The sequence below is a fragment of the Pedobacter sp. Leaf41 genome, assembly GCF_001422545.1.
Classification (GTDB): Bacteria; Bacteroidota; Bacteroidia; order Sphingobacteriales; family Sphingobacteriaceae; genus Pedobacter.
In genome coordinates this window covers 399,680-416,662 of sequence record NZ_LMLE01000011.1, presented here as the reverse complement: position 1 = coordinate 416,662, position 16,983 = coordinate 399,680, and the positions used below count along the sequence as shown (strand labels likewise).

Genomic DNA, 16,983 nt, shown 5'->3' with positions numbered 1-16,983 from the left:
TCTGTGGCGAACCACAGACCGAGAGAACAACTTACTAAAACTAATTTAAATATTATTCTTGATCCGTGTTTCCAAAGATCGTTTACTTAACTTACTTTTTTCGGTCTGTGGGGACACAGACCGAGGGTAAGCAATTTATATTTACTAAAATTTTAGCCAGAATGAGATCGCTTCGTACCTCGCAATGACGGCGTCTTTTTTATCTGGCAAAGGCCATTGCCACACCACCATCAACATTTAACATGTTGCCGGTAGATTTGCTTAACAAGCCTCCCACAAAGGCGAAACAAGCATTTGCAATATCATCAGGTAAGATAATCTGGTTAAGCAAGGTACGTTTTGCGTAGTATGCAGGCAGTTCGGCAACAGTAATTCCGTAGGCTTTTGCTCTACCTTCAGCCCATCCACCAGCCCAGATATTACTATCACTAATTACAGCATCAGGATTAACCACATTCACACGAATGTTATCAGCACCCAATTCAGCAGCATTTAATCTGCTTAAATGCAATTGCGCCGCTTTCGCACTTCCGTAACCTGCATTGTTTGGCCCGCTTACCAATGAGTTTTTGCTTACAATATTGATGATGTCACCACCTATATCCTGCTTTTGCATCGTTTTGGTAGCCGCTTGAGTAATAAAGAACTGCCCTTTAACTAAAACATCGTACAATAGATCCCAATCTTTTTCAGTGTGATCGCCGATTGTTTTAGAAATGGATAAACCTGCATTGTTCACTACAATATCGACACCTCCGAAAGCCAGAGCTGCAGCAGCAAATGCGCCATCAATATCTTCCTGGCTGGTTACGTTTAGAACCGCAGTACTGTATGAATCTTTTCCAAATTGTTTTTCGAAATCAGCACCGGCTTCTGCCAAACGCTCGGCATTCATGTCATTCAAGATAACAACGCCACCTTCAGCAACGAATTTTTTTGCAATTGCTTTTCCAATACCACCAGCGCTACCGGTAATCAAAGCGATTTTTCCAGTTAAGGGCTTTGGTTTCGGCATGCGTTGCAATTTCGCTTCTTCTAATAACCAATATTCGATGTTAAAAGCTTCCTGATGTGGCAATGAAGTATATTCTGAAATGGCTTCAGCGCCTTTCATTACATTAATGGCATTGATGTAAAATTCGGCAGCCACCCTTGCTGTTTGTTTATCCTTCGAGAAAGTAAACATTCCGATTCCAGGATATAAGATTACCACCGGGTTAGTGTCTCTAATTGCAGGGCTGTTATCATGTTTACAAGTTTCATAATAATCAGTATACATTGCCCGATATGATTCAAAAGCTGGCAAAAGCAATTCTTTTACTGCTTTGGTATCTGATAAATCTGCATCGGTTTTTAAATCTAAAACCAGCGGACTGATTTTCGTTCTTAAAAAATGGTCTGGACAACTTGTTCCCATTGGTGCCAAACGAGAAAGATCATTAGAATTGGTGAACTCTAACACACGAACGTCATCAGTGAAATGACCAATCATGTGTTGTTTTGACGAACACAATCCACGTAAAATCGGAGCTAAACTAGCAGCCTGTTTTTTACGGCTTTCTGCATCAGCACTTTCTATTTTTTGTCCGCCAAATACCGGACCTTTTTTGCCATAATTTTGCGCCAGGTATTCTGAACAAATTTCGATTACATCAAGAGTGTTCAGGTAACTTTGGTAAGCAGTATCTCCCCAGGTAAATAAACCATGAGAACCCAACATAATTCCGCGGATACCTGGGTTTTCATCTAAACATTTTTTCAGTGTTAATCCCAGTTCGAAACCAGGTTTTTTCCACTCTACCCATCCAATCGTACCGCCGAAAAGCTCTTCGGTAATTTTCTTACCATCTTTTGCTGCCGCTATCGCGATCGCTGCATCCGGATGCAAGTGATCGATGTGCGCAAAAGGCAAAAAACCATGCAACGGAGTATCAATTGAGGGTGCTTTTGAGCTCAAATCGAAAATGCAATGATTAAACAATTCAACCATTTCATCTTCATGCTCCACACCGCGGTAAATATTTTTCAAACTGCGCAAGCGGTCAACATAAAGCGCTGCTAATCCACTTTTTTTCAAAGTGCCCAAATCGCCACCAGAACCCTTAACCCACATTACTTCGGTTTCCGAACCAGTTAAAGGATCTTTTTCCATCAATTTACATGATGTATTTCCACCACCATAGTTGGTTAAGCGCAAATCGGCACCTAATAAGTTTGAACGGTAAATTAGTAAAGCTACTTCATCGCCAGCTAGCTTTGCGGCTTCCTCTTCATTCCACAAATAGCTTACGTGTTTATAATTTTTCGTTTCGATCGACATTATCGTATTTTTTATTTTTTGTGATTTATCCTTTAAGTGAATTACCGTAACCTACAATTAGTACGGAAACAATGATGGTGATGATCCCAGCCAACACCGTAATGAATGTTTTTCTAGATACGGCTTTCCATTCTTTTAACACCAAGCCCCAAACGTTGGCTATTAAGATGATGAAGGCCATGTGTAATATCCATGAACTTGCGCCATTGCCCATTTTGCTCTCTCCCATTCCATAAAAAAAGAATTGTAGAAACCAGGTGGTACCTGCAAGCGCTGAAAATATATAGTTTTTTAAGAGTGGTGTTTTTGCATTGGTATAATCGCCGAATGTTTTATTTCTGGCGTTCAAAATCATACACCAAATGAAGTTGGTAGTTAAACCACCCCAAAGTACAATGACGTAAGTTACATTGTTGGAGAAAAGAAAATTACCTGTTTCTGATGGGTTTGCTGCTTTCCAGATAGAATTTGCTGCATCAGCCATTGGCTTGCCGGCTTCAATACCGAAATTGAAACAAGCACTTAAAACACCTGAAACGATACCAACGAATAAACCTAAACCGAATTTAAACTCGGTTTTTACTTCCAAACCATGTGGATCGGTAACACCCGTGTTAATTTCTTTTTCTTTCATCATTCCGGCTTTACCGCAAATCACGATTCCAAGTACACAAACAATCAGCCCGAGCAATACCATTCGGCCCCAATCGGTTTGCAAAAACATAGTGAAAGTGTCTTTGCCTTCCTGTGGAAAAACATCGAAATAAATAGAAGGCAAAATTGAACCGAGCACCATGCAAAGGCCGAGAATAATACTGCTGCCTAATGAAACGCCAAGGTAACGAACACCCAGGCCATAAGTTAAACCTCCAATGCCCCAAAGAACGCCAAAGAAATAAGCCAATGCTAAAGTTTTTCCTTCTGCAGTAGCGATAATATCAGTAAAATTCGGAATGGTTAAATAAGCCGCTAAAGGTGGAACAATTAGCCAGGAAAAAATGCCGCCAACTATCCAGTAGCTTTCCCAGGCCCAACCTTTTACCTTTTTATATGGTATGTAAAAACTCCCGGACGCGAAACCGCCGATGAAGTGAAAAATAACGCCTAAAAATGCCTGCATGCTCTAATTTTAAATATTTGGTTGGTCTAAAATAGAAAATAAGGACACCTCTACTGTTATGCACTGTCATGTTAATCGCTCGAAATTCTAACCTGACCGATTAAACCGAAGGGCGACAATCCATCGTTATTCGGGTCGACTTACGACGTTTAATACTGCTGATTTGCAATGGGATCTGCAGCACCTTATTTGTTACTACGTATTCGAAGTGATATTTCCCTGTTCCCAACTCAAAAGTTCGATTCTTGGAAATTTCGTCGCCTTGTTTACGTAATTTACTTTATCAACATCTGTGAAGATTTTTAGCGCATAACCCCTCCATTATCCTATAATATTCGAACTACAAAAACTAAAACGGCCTTTTTGAAGTATAGCTATAATGAATTTCAATAATAAGAACATCTTAGTGGTTGGGGGAAGCTCGGGAATTGGCTTGGCGTCGGTAAAAAGCCTGACGGAAAAGGGGGCGACAGTTTATACCGCATCAAGAACAATAAGCGAGGAATGGCCAACTGGCGTTAAACACCAGGAACTAGACGTTTTGCAAGACGTAAATGCATTAGCTGATTTTTTACCTGAAACATTGCATGGCTTGGTGTATTCTGTAGGAAGCATTACTTTAAAACCTTTTGGTAGGGTTTCGGAAGATGATTTTTTGAATGACTACCGCTTAAACGTGATTGGAGCCGCTAAAATAATTCAGCAAGCATTCAAAAATCTGAAAGCAGCCAATTCTGCTTCAATTGTTTTGATCAGTTCGGTTGCAGCAACAACCGGGATGGGATTTCACAGCAGTATTTCGAGTGCGAAAGCAGGTATTGAAGGTTTAACAAAATCTTTAGCAGCAGAATTTTCGGCTGTAAACATTCGGGTAAATGCAGTAGCCCCATCACTTACCGATACGCGTTTATCAGCTGGCTTATTAAACACTGATGACAAAAAAATAGCATCGGCAAAAAGACATCCACTTGGAAAATTTGGGCAACCAGAAGACATCGCTGCCGCAATTTCATTCCTATTAAACGATGAAAGCAACTGGATAACTGGTCAGATTATTAATATTGATGGCGGCATGGGTAACCTCCGAACCAACCTTTAATTTATTCTCGTCGTAATTTCTTCAACAATTAATGAAATTACCTCCGGCGATTTAATAATTTTGAAATGACCGATGTCCTCAAATTTAATTGCTGTGATCGCTTTGTTCTGAGTTAAAAAATCCTGCAGATAAGGGTAAGGTGAGATGTGATCTTCAGGATCGAAACTTACTAAATGCTCAATCGACGGAGCTAAATGATACAGATTTAGCAGATTGAAATGGTCGGCAGGGATTTTCACTTCAAGCTCAAAATTGCTAAAGAAAATATCCTGATCTGCGTTATTCACACCGATAGATTCCAGGCTTTGCACAAAATTTTCTTTCAGTTTGATTAAGGGAGCAATGCTCATTAACATTTTTGGTTGAATGGCTAAATCTTGCAGCGCCAAAATGTTGGCCATAGCACCCAGCGAGTGGCCAATCACGAAATCGACAACTTCATATTTTTCTATAATCGCCTTAACCGAATTTTTATAAAGTATGAGATTAGAAAGTTCTGAAACTGAACTTCCGTTTCCTGGTGCATCGAAAGCAATTATCTCTACATCTTCTAATTTGCGGAGCTCCATAATCAGCTCGTAAAAATCGAGTGCTTTAGAAGCCCAACCGTGAGTAAGCAATATTTTGGTTTTGCCATCGCCCCAACTAAAACAGTTAATTGCAACGTCGCTTGCCGTAAAGTATTCGTCGTAAACAGATAAGTTAAACTTTTTCGCTTCGGCAATAAGCTGCTCCTGATGTAATCTGAGCGGCATTTTTGGAGAATAAAGCACAAATTTACGAATCAGTGCATCTCGAGTTTTTCCTGGTTCAACAACCGATGTCTTAATACATGCAACTATCTGTTTTAGTATCTTCAATATTCAGATGTTATACCAGGTGTGATTTTAAATCAGCTGGAGAGTAATTGATAGACTTTAAAGTTTTATCATCTGCTTTTCTAAAAACTAAAAACAAACCATCAACCTCTTTATAATAGGATTCTGTTTGATCTTTATCGAAGTAATGTTTGATAGTCAGTTCTGCTTCTTCAACAGTTTTACAAGCTTTGCTCATATTGGATCGATGCACTTCATCAAACAGCGTTTTAAACTTTCCACCTAAACCAAACTCATGAATGGCTCCAGCCAAAACATATTGCAAATCGCATAAAGCATCGGCAACCTCTACCAAATCATCATTCTCAATTGCTTCCTGCAATTCTTTTAATTCTTCGGCCAGAAGTGCAACACGCAGGTTTGCCCTTTGTTTAGCAGGAATAACAGGTGATTCTAAGATTGGATGTTTAAAAGTAGTGTGAAATTCAGCAACTTGATTTAGCGAATTGGTTTCTTGCATTTTTTGTTCGGTTTAGTATTGGCAAACTTAACAAATATTGTTCGATTCTTAAACGACCTGTTATCAAGCTAGCTGGTTAATTGCCCACATCATCAACGCACATTAGCTAGCTATTTATGTTTAGAAAATTCGCAGTCAATTATTTATCCAAGGCCCGAATTTACTTTCGATCCTTTATAATTTTAAAAAATTCTTCTTTGTAAGTATCACCAATCGGAATCGATTGATCATTGATGTAAATTGTATTTCCATCAATCATTTTAATTTTCTCCAAAGAAATGATGTACGATTTATGTACCCGATAAAACGGCGGCTTTGGCAAATCAACCTCCAATTCCCTGAGGGCCTGATAGGTAATGATTCTTTGTGTAGCGGTATAAACCGAAACATAATTCTTCAAGCCTTCTATATATAAAATATCATCGTAGTTTACTTTGATAAATTTATTTTTCGTGTCGCCCTTAATAAAAACAAAATCGTTTCCGTTTGTTTGCGATGGGTTATTGATGACTTCATACTGCGAAGGCGAAATGATTTGTTGCGCTTTTATCGCCGCTTTATAAAAACGTTCGTAAGATATTGGTTTCAGCAGATAATCCACAACATCTAAATCAAAACCATCTAATGCATACTCAGGATAGGCAGTAGTTAAAATTACCTTACATTTTCCACCACAAATTTTTAAAAACTGTATACCTGTTAGTTCTGGCATTTGAATATCAAGGAAAACAAGATCAACCTTGCCTTCCTGAACTAAACTTAGTGCCTCAAACGGATTAGTTGTGGTTCCTACCAATTCTAAAAATGGTGTCTTAGAAATGAAGGTTGCAATAATATCTGATGCGTAAGATTCGTCATCAACGGCTAAACAGCGGATCATAAAGTAAATTTAGTTACGAGTAAATAAATATAGGGTGTGAGTTGATGCATTTAAATATTCAGTATCAAAGTAGTTTTGTAAGTATTCCCGTTGTTCGATACGAGCAATTCATGCTGATCAGGATAAATTAAATCCAATCGCCTCTGAATATTAACCATTCCAACACCGCTCGAATGATCTTTCTGCCCCCGGTTTATTTTATTGCTCACTTCAAAACTCAATCGTTTAGCCTGTACTTTTAGTTTAATACGGACTGGATACTGCTCATCATTCAAAACGCCATGCTTAAATGCATTTTCTACAAAAGGAATTAACATTAATGCGGCTAATTTTTGTTCTGCTATGCCTTCGGTGATAAAACTTACATAGAATTTAGGCTCAAAACGCATTCTAAAAAGCTCGATGTAACTTTCCAAATATTCAACCTCTTTATTTAGCGTCACCTTGCCATCAACACTTTCATTTAAAGTATAACGCATCAAATCTGAAAGACGCAAAACCGCATTTGCAAGTTGATCAGAAACTGGAATGGCAAGTGAATAAACGTAATTTAGAGTATTATAAAGAAAATGTGGGTTAATCTGCGATTTTAAAAAAGCCAATTCTGATTTAACTACTTCTGCTTTAAGCTTCCGATTGGTAACTTCGGTTTTAAAGTTTTGTTCCACGCTGTAAACGGCTGCTGGCATAACCAAAAATGCCAGACTGTAATAAATATTATCGGCAATATATTTCGATGTTGGTGTATCGTCCGTATAGTTTTGCATATCAAACCAATGCTTGTACAAAACCTGCTCAATGAGGTATCGCGAAGCAATAAAAACAGCAATGGTAAAAAGCATCGATCCGATAAGCGGAGGGATTTTATCTCTTTTTAGAAAATTTGGATACACCCATAAATAACAAATGTAGAATTCGACTATTTGAATAAAATTCATCGAAATATCAAATGCCGATTGTTGTAGGGTTATCCCTTTTATCAGCGCCCCACCATACAGATAGGCCAATACCACTAGCCAGCAAACAATGTGTATGATTACGATTCTTGTCCTTTTCATAAATAAAAGTAGTTTAACCCTCATCGGCTATAAACTTTGTTATGCCAACAGGCTGGAAAATTATCCCAACTGGCTATTTCGACAATACTTTTGTCAAAGTACAAGTAGCATCCAAACATTGCAAGCAAAGTGGCCAGAATTGCCTAGAGGTGCTGATAAATACTTGAAGCCAGTTTTTTCGTACATCGAAATGGCGGCTGTTAATTCCGGAAACGACTCCAGGTAAATTTCATTGTAGCCAAAATGTTGAGCAGATTCTATACTTTTCTGCATCAATGCCTTCCCTACGCCTTTACCCCTTGCTTCAGCTGATGCATAAAGTTTCACCAGCTCTACACAACCATCTGGCAAACCAGCGGTTGGATAAATGCCACAGCCACCCAGCAATTGTCCATCTTCTTCAGCAACCCAGTAAACAGATTGCGCTGCAGTAAAAACTGCTGATAAATGGTCAGTCGTTGGATCAGTATAAACCGTACCCGGCTTATCAATTTTAAACTCTCTAAATATTTTTCTAATTAAATTTGCAAGCGATTCGTCGTCCCGCTCCTCTATTTTTCGGTATGTAATAGCCATAGCTTTTTCCTCAAAGGTAGAAATAGCAGCCTAAAGCATTGAAGAAATTTGAAACAAAATTGTGCTCGAATTCATTTAATAAAGAAAATATACTATCATGGAAAACGAAAAAGATAAAACAACAGAAGAAAATACAAATACACAACCGAAACCGACAGATGATGTTCAATTGGATATTGAAACAGTTGTTCCTTCGGCCCATAAAGAGGAAGTGGATCCATCAAAGCCTGTAGATGAAAATACCAATGAGGCGCAAGAACAGCCTGAAGATAACGAAGATACAGCTGAAAAAAGTGCTGAAGCAGCGCAAACTGGATCGGAAAGTAAAGCACCAGAAAGTGAAGGATTACCAGTAACTGAAGGTGAAAACAGCGCAGAAACCGCTGATCAAAGCGAACAATCCACCAAGGAAGAAATTAGCGAAAACGAAGAGGCTACAGATGAGGCAACTGAAAAACAAGATGATATCAACCCGGATGATAAACGTGATGACATTGAAACGGTAAGTCCGTAATGCTAATTTTAGTTAAAGAAATGTTGTTCCTGAAATAGTTTGCCTAAATTGGCGTTATGATTAACATGAAAAACACACTATTGCTTTGCCTGGTAACTATTACTCTATTTAGTTGCGGCATAAACAGGCAGGCGCAACAAATAAAGGCGCTGGAAGACTGTACTTATAAAATAACAAATGTTCAACAGATTACCATTGCCGGTACCGATGTTAAAAAATTAATTGATCAGCAAAGTTTTAGTTTATCCAGCCTGCCTGGGGTGGCTTTGGGCTTATTAAGAAAAGATATTCCGTTAAAAGCAAATCTAAACCTGGAGATTACAAATCCATCAGCGAATCTGGCTGCAATTAATCAGTTTGAATACAAAATTTTAGTTAACAACACTGATTTGGCAGAAGGAATTGTGAACCAGAATGTGAGCATTGCGCAAGGACAAACCGTTACTGTACCTGTTCAATTGATCAGCAACATTTATGGTTTAGTTTCAAATGGAAACGTTTTCAATGATATTGTGAAGGCTGCTCAAAAAGGATCTTCGTCAAAAGACGAGAAGTTGGGATTGTTAACGATAAAAATCAAACCGACTTTTATGCTTGGAAATACGCCAGTCAAATATCCAGGTTACATCACCATCAATAAAGATATTAGCAGCAAAATATTGCTTTAAATAAAAACTCCCTTCAAATAATGAAGGGAGTTTTTTTATGTTATTTTTTCATCTGGGAACAGTTTTATTTCTTTTTATGAAATGGTTGATTCAGGAAATTCTTAAATCACACCCGAAAAATGTCGCTATTACACTGCAACTTTAAATTTTGATGTTCTCATATTTGAATATAGCCCTTTTAATGATGAATGATAAAATACAGCAATTAATTGATACGCTTGATCATCCTTTAAAAAAAGAAATGTTTGAAGTGATTACGATTATACAAAATGCCAACCCTAAAATTGAAAGCAGTATAAAATGGGGCGGACCGAATTTTAGCTTCAAAGGCGATATGGCAACGATAAATCCAAAAATCAAGAACTATGTGATTGTAATATTTCACAAAGCATCACTTTTTAATGGTGATTTTGGTTTTTTGGAAGAACAGACCAAAGGCAAAGCTTATGCTAAATTTTACAACATGGAAGACGTAAAAACGCATGCTGATGGCTTGAAAAAAGCTGTGAATGCCTGGGTAACCTTAATGGAAAACGCCTAATCAAAATTCAAATAATATGGAAAAGATTGAATTCAAAACGGAAATTAATGCCAGTGCAGAAAAGGTATGGGATGTACTTTTTGGTAAAGAAACCTATCCAAAATGGACTGTAGCCTTTGCAGAAAATTCGTCAGTAGAAACCGATTGGCAAAAAGGAAGCAAAGCAATATTTGGTGATGGAACAGGAAACGGAATGCTTGCTGTTATTGAAAATAATATCCCGAACAAATTTATGTCTATTAAACATTTAGGCGAAGTGAAAGATGGTAAAGAGGAACTTAAAGACTGGGGAGAACCTTTAGAAAATTATTCGCTTAGCGAAAAAGACGGAAAAACTGAACTTAAGATAGACATGGGTATAACAGACGAGTGGAAAGGTTATTTTGAGGAAACCTGGCCTAAAGCCTTACAAAAAGTTAAAGATTTGGCCGAAGGAAGCGCACTAGATCACATCGAAACCTGATAAAAAACGAAAGCCTTTAGATTTTCATCTAAAGGCTTTTTTGTGGTGCCACCTGGATTCGAACCAGGGACACAAGGATTTTCAGTCCTTTGCTCTACCGACTGAGCTATGGCACCATTCGTTTAGGAATGCAAATGTAGTATTCTTTTCTTCAAATGCAACAACCCATTTTAATTTATTTCCCTATCGCAGAGAATCTTTTTATCAAAAAAGCCTGTCATCTCTGAAAGGCTTTTGGAAGTGGTGCCACCTGGATTCGAACCAGGGACACAAGGATTTTCAGTCCTTTGCTCTACCGACTGAGCTATGGCACCTCCTACATTAGGATAATTTACAATGAAATAACCCGTTTTGGAGGCACAAATGTAGCGTTCTTTTCCCAAAAGCAAAACTTTTTTCTCATTATTTTAGTTGAACTCTGATAATCAATTAATTAAATTTTTAGTAACCAAAAAATACATGAATGTATGGCTTAGAATGAATACAAACTAAAAATTTTCATACTTTTTTTATGCATGCATAGTAATTTATTTCGATTAATATCATAATTTAGCATAAACAATATAATATTGCATGGTGGCTCAGATCCTATTTCTAGTAATAACACTTGCAGCAATTGCGCTGTTTACCTTTAATTTTCGCAAAATTATTCGCAATATCCGATTAGGAAAATCTGTTGATAGAAGCGATCAGCCTCAAAAAAGGTTAATGACGATGCTTCGTGTTGCATTCGGCCAATCAAAAATGGTGGTGCGCCCTATCCCGGCATTCCTTCACTTTTTTGTCTACATCGGTTTCGTCATCATCAACATCGAGGTATTAGAAATCATGATTGATGGCCTTTTCGGAACGCATCGAATCTTTAATGGCTTAGGTGGTCTCTACAATTTTTTAATCGGCTCTTTTGAAATCTTGGCCTTAACGGTTTGGGTATCCTGTGTTATTTTTCTTATTCGTAGAAATGTTTTAAAATTAAGGCGTTTCAAAGGTGTAGAAATGACCAATTGGCCCAAATCAGACGCGAACTATATTCTCATTGTAGAAATTTTACTAATGAGTGCTTTTCTCTTGATGAATGCAGCTGATGCAAAATTGCAAATACTGGGTGCCAATCATTATACAGTTGCCGGCTCCTTTCCTGTAAGCCAATATTTGATGAATTTGTTACCCTCAAATGAAAGCGCATTAGTGATGATCGAACGCGGTTGCTGGTGGTTTCACATCATCGGTATTCTGGCTTTCTTAAATTATTTGCCATACTCAAAGCACTTCCATATTTTATTTGCTTTCCCAAACACGTACTTTTCAAATTTAGAACCGAAAGGGGAATTCACCAATATGGCATCTGTTACAAACGAGGTAAAAGCCATGCTGGATCCTTCATTTGTTCCTGCGGAAACAGAGGCTGGTAAGTTTGGGGCAAAAGATGCTACAGATCTTACCTGGGTAAATTTAATGAACGCTTACACCTGCACCGAATGTGGGCGCTGCACATCGGTTTGCCCTGCAAATATTACCGGTAAGCTTTTATCGCCACGGAAAATTATGATGGATACCCGTGACCGAATAGATGAAATCGGAAAAAATATTGAGAAAAATGGCCCTGAACATCAAGACGGAAAGGCTTTACTAGACGATTATATCACCAGAGAAGAAATTTGGGCATGCACCAGCTGTAATGCTTGCGTAGAGGCCTGCCCGGTAAATATCGATCCGCTACAAATTATAACCGAATTGCGTCGATATGCAGTAATGGAAGAATCTCAAGCGCCTGCAAGCATCAATGCCATGCTTGGAAATATCGAGAACAACCAGGCGCCATGGAAATATTCTCCGGCAGATCGTTTTAATTGGGCAAATGAAAAATAGTTGTGAATTTGAAGTCATCAGTCTAGCACTAAAACCAAATAAATTAACGTGATTGAAAATCAAGTCTTGTTACTTGATACTAAATACTAGCTACTAAGAAAATGGAATTTAAAGTACCTACAATGGCCGAGTTAATGGCCGCGGGCGAAGAACCAGAAATATTATTTTGGGTGGGCTGCGCTGGGAGTTACGATGAAAGAGCACAAAAAATTACCCGCGATATTTGTAAAATTTTACATCATGTGGGGATCAAATATGCAGTATTGGGCACCGAAGAAGGCTGTACAGGAGATCCGGCAAAGAGAGCAGGAAACGAATTTCTTTTTCAAATGCAGGCTATGACGAATATTGAGGTGCTTAACGCTTATAATATTAAAAAAATAGTGACCGGTTGCCCGCACTGTTTCAATACGATTAAAAATGAATATCCAGGTTTAGGTGGAACATACGAAGTTATTCACCACACCCAATTAATTCAGGATTTAATAAATGAAGGCAAACTAAAAGCTGAAGGCGGAGAAAGTTTTAAGGGCAAAAAAATAACGTATCATGATCCTTGCTATTTGGGCCGTGGAAATGGAATTTACGAAGCACCAAGAAAAGCATTAGAAGTGTTAGATGCCCAACTGGTAGAAATGAAACGTTGTAAAAGCAATGGACTTTGTTGTGGAGCGGGTGGTGCACAAATGTTTAAAGAACCTGAAAAAGGCAAAAAAGATATCAATGTAGAACGCATTGATGAAGCATTGGAAACCAACCCACAGTTTATCGCAGCGGGATGCCCATTCTGTATGACCATGCTCAGTGATGGTGTAAAACTAAAAGACAAAGAACAAGAAGTTAAAGTGTTAGATATTGCAGAGATTACAGTAAGGGCAAATGGTCTCTAAGCCCCTAAAGCAAACATCGCCTTGCGAACGTTTTATGCAAGGCGATTGCTGGAGATTTACTATTTCTTCCCAACAATAGACCTATCTCACTAGCTTTCAAAAACCCCTTCAGGGAGTTTTAGGGCTAATCTTCGTGAAATTTTCCCTGATTAGATTCAGCTCTTCCGGCTCAATATTTTTAAGCGGGATAATTACCTGAGTAGCCATCGAATCTACATCTCCGCCCCTATCCTTATAAGTTTGAACGATTACGTCATCACCTTTTGTGCGTAGAAACAACTTACCTGCTGTTGCATTGCCCAGATAATCCATATCCTTAAATTTTGCCAACTTGAAAGCAAAATATTCTGTTTTCCCATTGTTAAAATATCGCTTGTAGCGGCAAAAACCATTGTTAGTAATGTTGAGTTCGTAGCGCTTTATCTGGCTACTTTCCTGACTAAAATCATAATGATCTGTTAGCGATTTTTGTAAATATCCCACGTATTGTTCAATAGACTCGGGATCGGAAAAAGCACAAAATAACGTACATAGCGCTGAAACAAGCACTATTTTCAAGCTGATTGTAAACTTTTTCATGGGGATGACGTTTTAAACACACCAATTTAATTAAAATACTAAATTTGTATATGAGTTTTTCTCCACAATCAAGAGTTTGGGTTTACCAAAGCAACCGCAAATTTACGCCTACTGAGCAAAGTGACATTTTAAGTAAGCTGGCTTCGTTTACCAACCAGTGGAAAGCGCATGGAAATGAATTGCTTGCTAAAGCTGAGGTTAGATATGGTTTTTTTATTATCCTAACCGTTGATGAGTCACAAGCGAATGTTACCGGTTGCTCTATTGACAGCTCTGTAAGATTAATAAAGGAAATTGAACAAGAGTTCAATGTTGATCTATTCAACCGCTTTAATATGGCCTACAAAGTTGGCGATGAAGTAATCGTGAACAGTAAAGAAGACTTTGAAACTTTGGTTAACATTAAACAAATCACGCCAGATACTATTGTGTTTAATAACATGGTACAGACATTGGCCGAACTGGAAACTAAATGGGAAGTTCCATTTAAACAAAGTTGGCATTCAACGGTTTTTGCACATTTGCTATAGTTTTTAATTTTCAAAAGAATAGGGAGCTAATCCTTTCACTTACACCTTTTAAGCCTATTTATTTTCAGTTAGGCTAAAACAATTATGCGTTAAAAAACATTATATTGCTTCAAACCAATCATGTTTATGAAACGCTGGCTCAAAATTTCGTTAGGTATTTTATCAGGTTTAATTATTTTAGTAATTATAACCTGGCTGGCTGCTGCATTTTACATCAGTAGAAATAAAAAGGAAGTTTTAAGTACGATATTGGCTCAGTTAAATAAAAACTTGAATGGCCAGATTACAGCTACAGGCATGGAGCCGACATTGCTGAAAAGTTTTCCAGGTGTTTCTGTTTCTTTAAATGGCGTATTGCTACGCGATAGTTTATGGATTCAGCACAAGCATAATTTATTAAAAGCTCAGGATATTGATGTTTCGTTAAATGTACTTTCTTTAATTGTAGGGAATGTTAACATCAATCAAATAGCGATTAATGATGCATCCATCTATCTCTATACCGATTCGACCGGATATAGTAATACCAGCATTTTCAAGAAGAAAAAAGCAGTTGAAGATAAGGAATCAAAATCGCCAGATCTTGCTGTTAAAAAAATCGATTTTAATAGGGTTTCCCTCATTATTGATAACCAAAAAAGGCATAAGCTCTTTAACTTTAACATCAACCAAATCCAGGGCAGAATGCAATACCCTGATAGTGGCTGGACTGGCAAAATTAAGCTCAAAACACAGGTAAATAGTTTTGCCTTCAATACCCGGAAAGGAAGTTTCTTGAAAGACAAATCGCTAGAAGGAACGCTTTCAGCACACTATAGCAGGGATATGGATGCCGTAATTCTCGATCCTGAAGTGTTAAAAATTGGCGGGCACCCATTCAAAATCGGTGCAAAAATAGAATTAGATAAATCAGCATTTGCCATTAGCATTGCGGTTGATGATATTTTATTTAAAGATGTGGCGATGTTGCTATCGCCCAATATTTCTTCGAAGTTGTTGAAGTTTGGCATTGAGAAACCAATTGATATCAGAGGAAATATAGTGGATGATGGATCAGGTAAATTTGGCGATCCTTTAATTAAAGTCGGGATTACCGTAAGAGATAATGTAATTTCGATTCCTGCAGGGCAATTAACATCGGCCAACTTCGATGGATCATTTACTAACCAGGATACTGTTGGAGGCATTATTGGCGATGAAAATTCGGCCATTAAGTTTCACCGCTTAACAGCTAAATATTATAATGCACCTCTAAAAATAGATACATTTACAGTGACCAATTTATCGCGGCCCATCGCAACTGGATTGGTTACTTCGCAGTTTCCGCTTACAAATCTGAATAATTCATTAGGTACACAAGATTTTGAATTTAAACAAGGTACTGCAGATTTGCGCCTATATTGCAAAGCCGACATAGACAATTTTAGGTTTACGAAACCCGTGGTATCAGGAAAGATAAATATTGCAAATGCTGATATTCTCTATATTCCTCGAAAACTTCACTTAGTAAAAAGTGCATTGAATATCAATTTCAATCAAAACGATTTATCTATCCAAAATGGCCGTTTTCAGCTGGGTAAAAGCATTTTAAATGTGAGTTGTAGCATTGAGAATTTTGCAAAACTTTACTATACCGATCCTGATAAAATTTTAGTGAACCTTAAAATGCACAGTCCACAACTGTATTTAAACGAGTTTCTTCCATTTTTAGGTCCACGTACAACAAAGAAATCTTCTTCCAGCAACTCAATGAAAGCAGCATCTAAACAGTTAAGTAATGTTTTAGAGCTTTCTAAAATGAATATGAATCTTCGGGTAGATAAAGCGATTTACGAAAAGTTTTTAGCCAAAAACCTAATTGCTGATATTTCGTTAAGAGGCGAAGGAATCTATTTTAACAAAATTAGTGTAGCCCATGCTGGAGGAACGCTTTCATTAAATGGAAGTGTAATTCAGCAGCCGGGTTCAAATAGCTTCAAAATCAATTCAAAAATTAGCCATGTAAGTGTGAAAGATTTTTTCTATTCCTTTGATAATTTCGGACAAAAAACGATCACCAATAAAAATCTGAAAGGCTATTTATCATCCACCGTAAATATTGCAGGAAAGATTTCTCATTCAGCCAAAATTCTACCCCGCTCGATAAATGGAAAAGTGGTTTTTAATTTAAGCAATGCAGCTCTTGTTAATTTCGAGCCTATGGTTAAAGTCGGAAAGTTTGCCTTCGCAAACAGAAACCTGTCAAATGTTGAGATTAAAAATCTTGACGGCACTTTAAATATCCGAGGCGATAAAGTAGATATCAGCCCAATGCAGATTAACTCTAGCGCCATGAATTTTAACGTAAAAGGAATTTATGCACTCGGCACTGGTACCAACGTAGAATTGGATATTCCACTTCGCAATCCTAAAGGCGATGAAAACTTAACAAGGCAGGAAAAACGTGAGGCCAGAATGAAAGGCATTGTATTACACTTAAAAGCGATAGACGATGATAAAGGTGGGATAAAAATAAGATGGAACAAGGATCATGATTAG

General features: G+C 37.7%; 17 protein-coding genes and 2 tRNA genes. 9 read left to right on the top strand and 10 right to left on the bottom strand.

Annotated features, from left to right (window positions below; all coding sequences use genetic code 11):
• Positions 1-199: 199 nt before the first annotated feature.
• Both ASE92_RS19475 and rhaT read right to left on the bottom strand, forming a co-directional pair.
• Entirely contained in the window at positions 200-2,320 is a 2,121-nt protein-coding gene (locus ASE92_RS19475) for a bifunctional rhamnulose-1-phosphate aldolase/short-chain dehydrogenase (protein ID WP_056851786.1), read from the bottom strand.
• A 25-nt stretch (positions 2,321-2,345) separates the two neighbouring features.
• Positions 2,346-3,440, bottom strand: coding sequence for an L-rhamnose/proton symporter RhaT (gene rhaT / locus ASE92_RS19470; protein WP_056851785.1), 1,095 nt, complete (start codon positions 3,438-3,440; stop codon positions 2,346-2,348).
• A 379-nt stretch (positions 3,441-3,819) separates the two neighbouring features.
• Between rhaT and ASE92_RS19465 the strand changes: the two genes are divergently transcribed.
• The gene (locus tag ASE92_RS19465; RefSeq protein ID WP_056851784.1) at positions 3,820-4,539 is read left to right on the top strand and encodes an SDR family NAD(P)-dependent oxidoreductase; all 720 of its coding nucleotides are present in this window, start codon (positions 3,820-3,822) and stop codon (positions 4,537-4,539) included.
• Here the strand turns inward: ASE92_RS19465 and ASE92_RS19460 are convergent.
• The 5 genes from ASE92_RS19460 to ASE92_RS19440 form a co-directional block, all read right to left on the bottom strand.
• Positions 4,536-5,294 (bottom strand): alpha/beta fold hydrolase, encoded by a 759-nt coding sequence (locus tag ASE92_RS19460; RefSeq protein WP_235527401.1) that lies wholly within the window; start codon positions 5,292-5,294, stop codon positions 4,536-4,538. The genes ASE92_RS19465 and ASE92_RS19460 overlap by 4 nt on opposite strands.
• A gap of 115 nt (positions 5,295-5,409) precedes the next feature.
• A complete protein-coding gene (locus ASE92_RS19455; protein ID WP_056851782.1) occupies positions 5,410-5,877 on the bottom strand; it encodes a nucleoside triphosphate pyrophosphohydrolase family protein in 468 nt (155 codons plus the stop codon).
• 160 nt (positions 5,878-6,037) lie between these two features.
• Positions 6,038-6,757, bottom strand: coding sequence for a LytTR family DNA-binding domain-containing protein (locus ASE92_RS19450; RefSeq protein ID WP_056851781.1), 720 nt, complete (start codon positions 6,755-6,757; stop codon positions 6,038-6,040).
• Between the two features lie 50 nt (positions 6,758-6,807).
• On the bottom strand, positions 6,808-7,815 hold the full coding sequence (locus ASE92_RS19445; protein WP_056851780.1) for a sensor histidine kinase: 1,008 nt from the start codon (positions 7,813-7,815) through the stop codon (positions 6,808-6,810).
• Positions 7,816-7,908: 93 nt separating this feature from the next.
• Positions 7,909-8,391, bottom strand: a complete 483-nt coding sequence (locus tag ASE92_RS19440) for a GNAT family N-acetyltransferase (protein WP_056851779.1) — start codon at positions 8,389-8,391, stop codon at positions 7,909-7,911.
• 97 nt (positions 8,392-8,488) lie between these two features.
• Between ASE92_RS19440 and ASE92_RS19435 the strand changes: the two genes are divergently transcribed.
• From ASE92_RS19435 to ASE92_RS19420, 4 genes are all read left to right on the top strand, one after another.
• Positions 8,489-8,905: a hypothetical protein gene (locus ASE92_RS19435; RefSeq protein WP_056851778.1), complete on the top strand. Its 417-nt coding sequence runs from the start codon at positions 8,489-8,491 to the stop codon at positions 8,903-8,905.
• Between the two features lie 65 nt (positions 8,906-8,970).
• Entirely contained in the window at positions 8,971-9,573 is a 603-nt protein-coding gene (locus tag ASE92_RS19430; protein ID WP_056851777.1) for a hypothetical protein, read from the top strand.
• A 181-nt stretch (positions 9,574-9,754) separates the two neighbouring features.
• A complete protein-coding gene (locus ASE92_RS19425; protein WP_162237777.1) occupies positions 9,755-10,114 on the top strand; it encodes a DUF1801 domain-containing protein in 360 nt (119 codons plus the stop codon).
• Between the two features lie 16 nt (positions 10,115-10,130).
• On the top strand, positions 10,131-10,577 hold the full coding sequence (locus tag ASE92_RS19420) for an SRPBCC domain-containing protein (RefSeq protein ID WP_056851775.1): 447 nt from the start codon (positions 10,131-10,133) through the stop codon (positions 10,575-10,577).
• 43 nt (positions 10,578-10,620) lie between these two features.
• Here ASE92_RS19420 and ASE92_RS19415 read toward each other — a convergent pair.
• Together ASE92_RS19415 and ASE92_RS19410 are read right to left on the bottom strand one after the other, a co-directional pair.
• Positions 10,621-10,693 (bottom strand) — tRNA-Phe (locus ASE92_RS19415).
• 125 nt (positions 10,694-10,818) lie between these two features.
• Positions 10,819-10,891 (bottom strand) — tRNA-Phe (locus ASE92_RS19410).
• A gap of 259 nt (positions 10,892-11,150) precedes the next feature.
• Here ASE92_RS19410 and ASE92_RS19405 point away from each other — a divergent pair.
• Both ASE92_RS19405 and ASE92_RS19400 read left to right on the top strand, forming a co-directional pair.
• The gene (locus tag ASE92_RS19405; protein ID WP_056851774.1) at positions 11,151-12,446 is read left to right on the top strand and encodes a (Fe-S)-binding protein; all 1,296 of its coding nucleotides are present in this window, start codon (positions 11,151-11,153) and stop codon (positions 12,444-12,446) included.
• Between the two features lie 101 nt (positions 12,447-12,547).
• Positions 12,548-13,336, top strand: a complete 789-nt coding sequence (locus tag ASE92_RS19400) for a (Fe-S)-binding protein (protein WP_056851773.1) — start codon at positions 12,548-12,550, stop codon at positions 13,334-13,336.
• 108 nt (positions 13,337-13,444) lie between these two features.
• Here ASE92_RS19400 and ASE92_RS19395 read toward each other — a convergent pair whose 3' ends face one another.
• Positions 13,445-13,915, bottom strand: coding sequence for a hypothetical protein (locus tag ASE92_RS19395; RefSeq protein ID WP_056851772.1), 471 nt, complete (start codon positions 13,913-13,915; stop codon positions 13,445-13,447).
• Between the two features lie 50 nt (positions 13,916-13,965).
• Here ASE92_RS19395 and ASE92_RS19390 point away from each other — a divergent pair, with 50 nt between their 5' ends.
• Entirely contained in the window at positions 13,966-14,445 is a 480-nt protein-coding gene (locus ASE92_RS19390) for a hypothetical protein (protein WP_056851771.1), read from the top strand.
• A gap of 126 nt (positions 14,446-14,571) precedes the next feature.
• The gene (locus tag ASE92_RS19385; RefSeq protein ID WP_056851770.1) at positions 14,572-16,983 is read left to right on the top strand and encodes an AsmA family protein; all 2,412 of its coding nucleotides are present in this window, start codon (positions 14,572-14,574) and stop codon (positions 16,981-16,983) included.

Coding starts and splice junctions, on each gene's coding strand:
- ASE92_RS19400 (WP_056851773.1), top strand. CDS start 12,548: ATGGAATTTAAAGTACCTACAATGGCCGAGTTAATGGCCGCGGGCGAA.
- ASE92_RS19440 (WP_056851779.1), bottom strand. CDS start 8,391: ATGGCTATTACATACCGAAAAATAGAGGAGCGGGACGACGAATCGCTT.
- ASE92_RS19390 (WP_056851771.1), top strand. CDS start 13,966: ATGAGTTTTTCTCCACAATCAAGAGTTTGGGTTTACCAAAGCAACCGC.
- ASE92_RS19460 (WP_235527401.1), bottom strand. CDS start 5,294: ATGCCGCTCAGATTACATCAGGAGCAGCTTATTGCCGAAGCGAAAAAG.
- rhaT (WP_056851785.1), bottom strand. CDS start 3,440: ATGCAGGCATTTTTAGGCGTTATTTTTCACTTCATCGGCGGTTTCGCG.
- ASE92_RS19395 (WP_056851772.1), bottom strand. CDS start 13,915: ATGAAAAAGTTTACAATCAGCTTGAAAATAGTGCTTGTTTCAGCGCTA.
- ASE92_RS19475 (WP_056851786.1), bottom strand. CDS start 2,320: ATGTCGATCGAAACGAAAAATTATAAACACGTAAGCTATTTGTGGAAT.
- ASE92_RS19435 (WP_056851778.1), top strand. CDS start 8,489: ATGGAAAACGAAAAAGATAAAACAACAGAAGAAAATACAAATACACAA.
- ASE92_RS19455 (WP_056851782.1), bottom strand. CDS start 5,877: ATGCAAGAAACCAATTCGCTAAATCAAGTTGCTGAATTTCACACTACT.
- ASE92_RS19405 (WP_056851774.1), top strand. CDS start 11,151: ATGGTGGCTCAGATCCTATTTCTAGTAATAACACTTGCAGCAATTGCG.
- ASE92_RS19450 (WP_056851781.1), bottom strand. CDS start 6,757: ATGATCCGCTGTTTAGCCGTTGATGACGAATCTTACGCATCAGATATT.
- ASE92_RS19430 (WP_056851777.1), top strand. CDS start 8,971: ATGAAAAACACACTATTGCTTTGCCTGGTAACTATTACTCTATTTAGT.
- ASE92_RS19445 (WP_056851780.1), bottom strand. CDS start 7,815: ATGAAAAGGACAAGAATCGTAATCATACACATTGTTTGCTGGCTAGTG.
- ASE92_RS19420 (WP_056851775.1), top strand. CDS start 10,131: ATGGAAAAGATTGAATTCAAAACGGAAATTAATGCCAGTGCAGAAAAG.
- ASE92_RS19465 (WP_056851784.1), top strand. CDS start 3,820: ATGAATTTCAATAATAAGAACATCTTAGTGGTTGGGGGAAGCTCGGGA.
- ASE92_RS19385 (WP_056851770.1), top strand. CDS start 14,572: ATGAAACGCTGGCTCAAAATTTCGTTAGGTATTTTATCAGGTTTAATT.
- ASE92_RS19425 (WP_162237777.1), top strand. CDS start 9,755: ATGATGAATGATAAAATACAGCAATTAATTGATACGCTTGATCATCCT.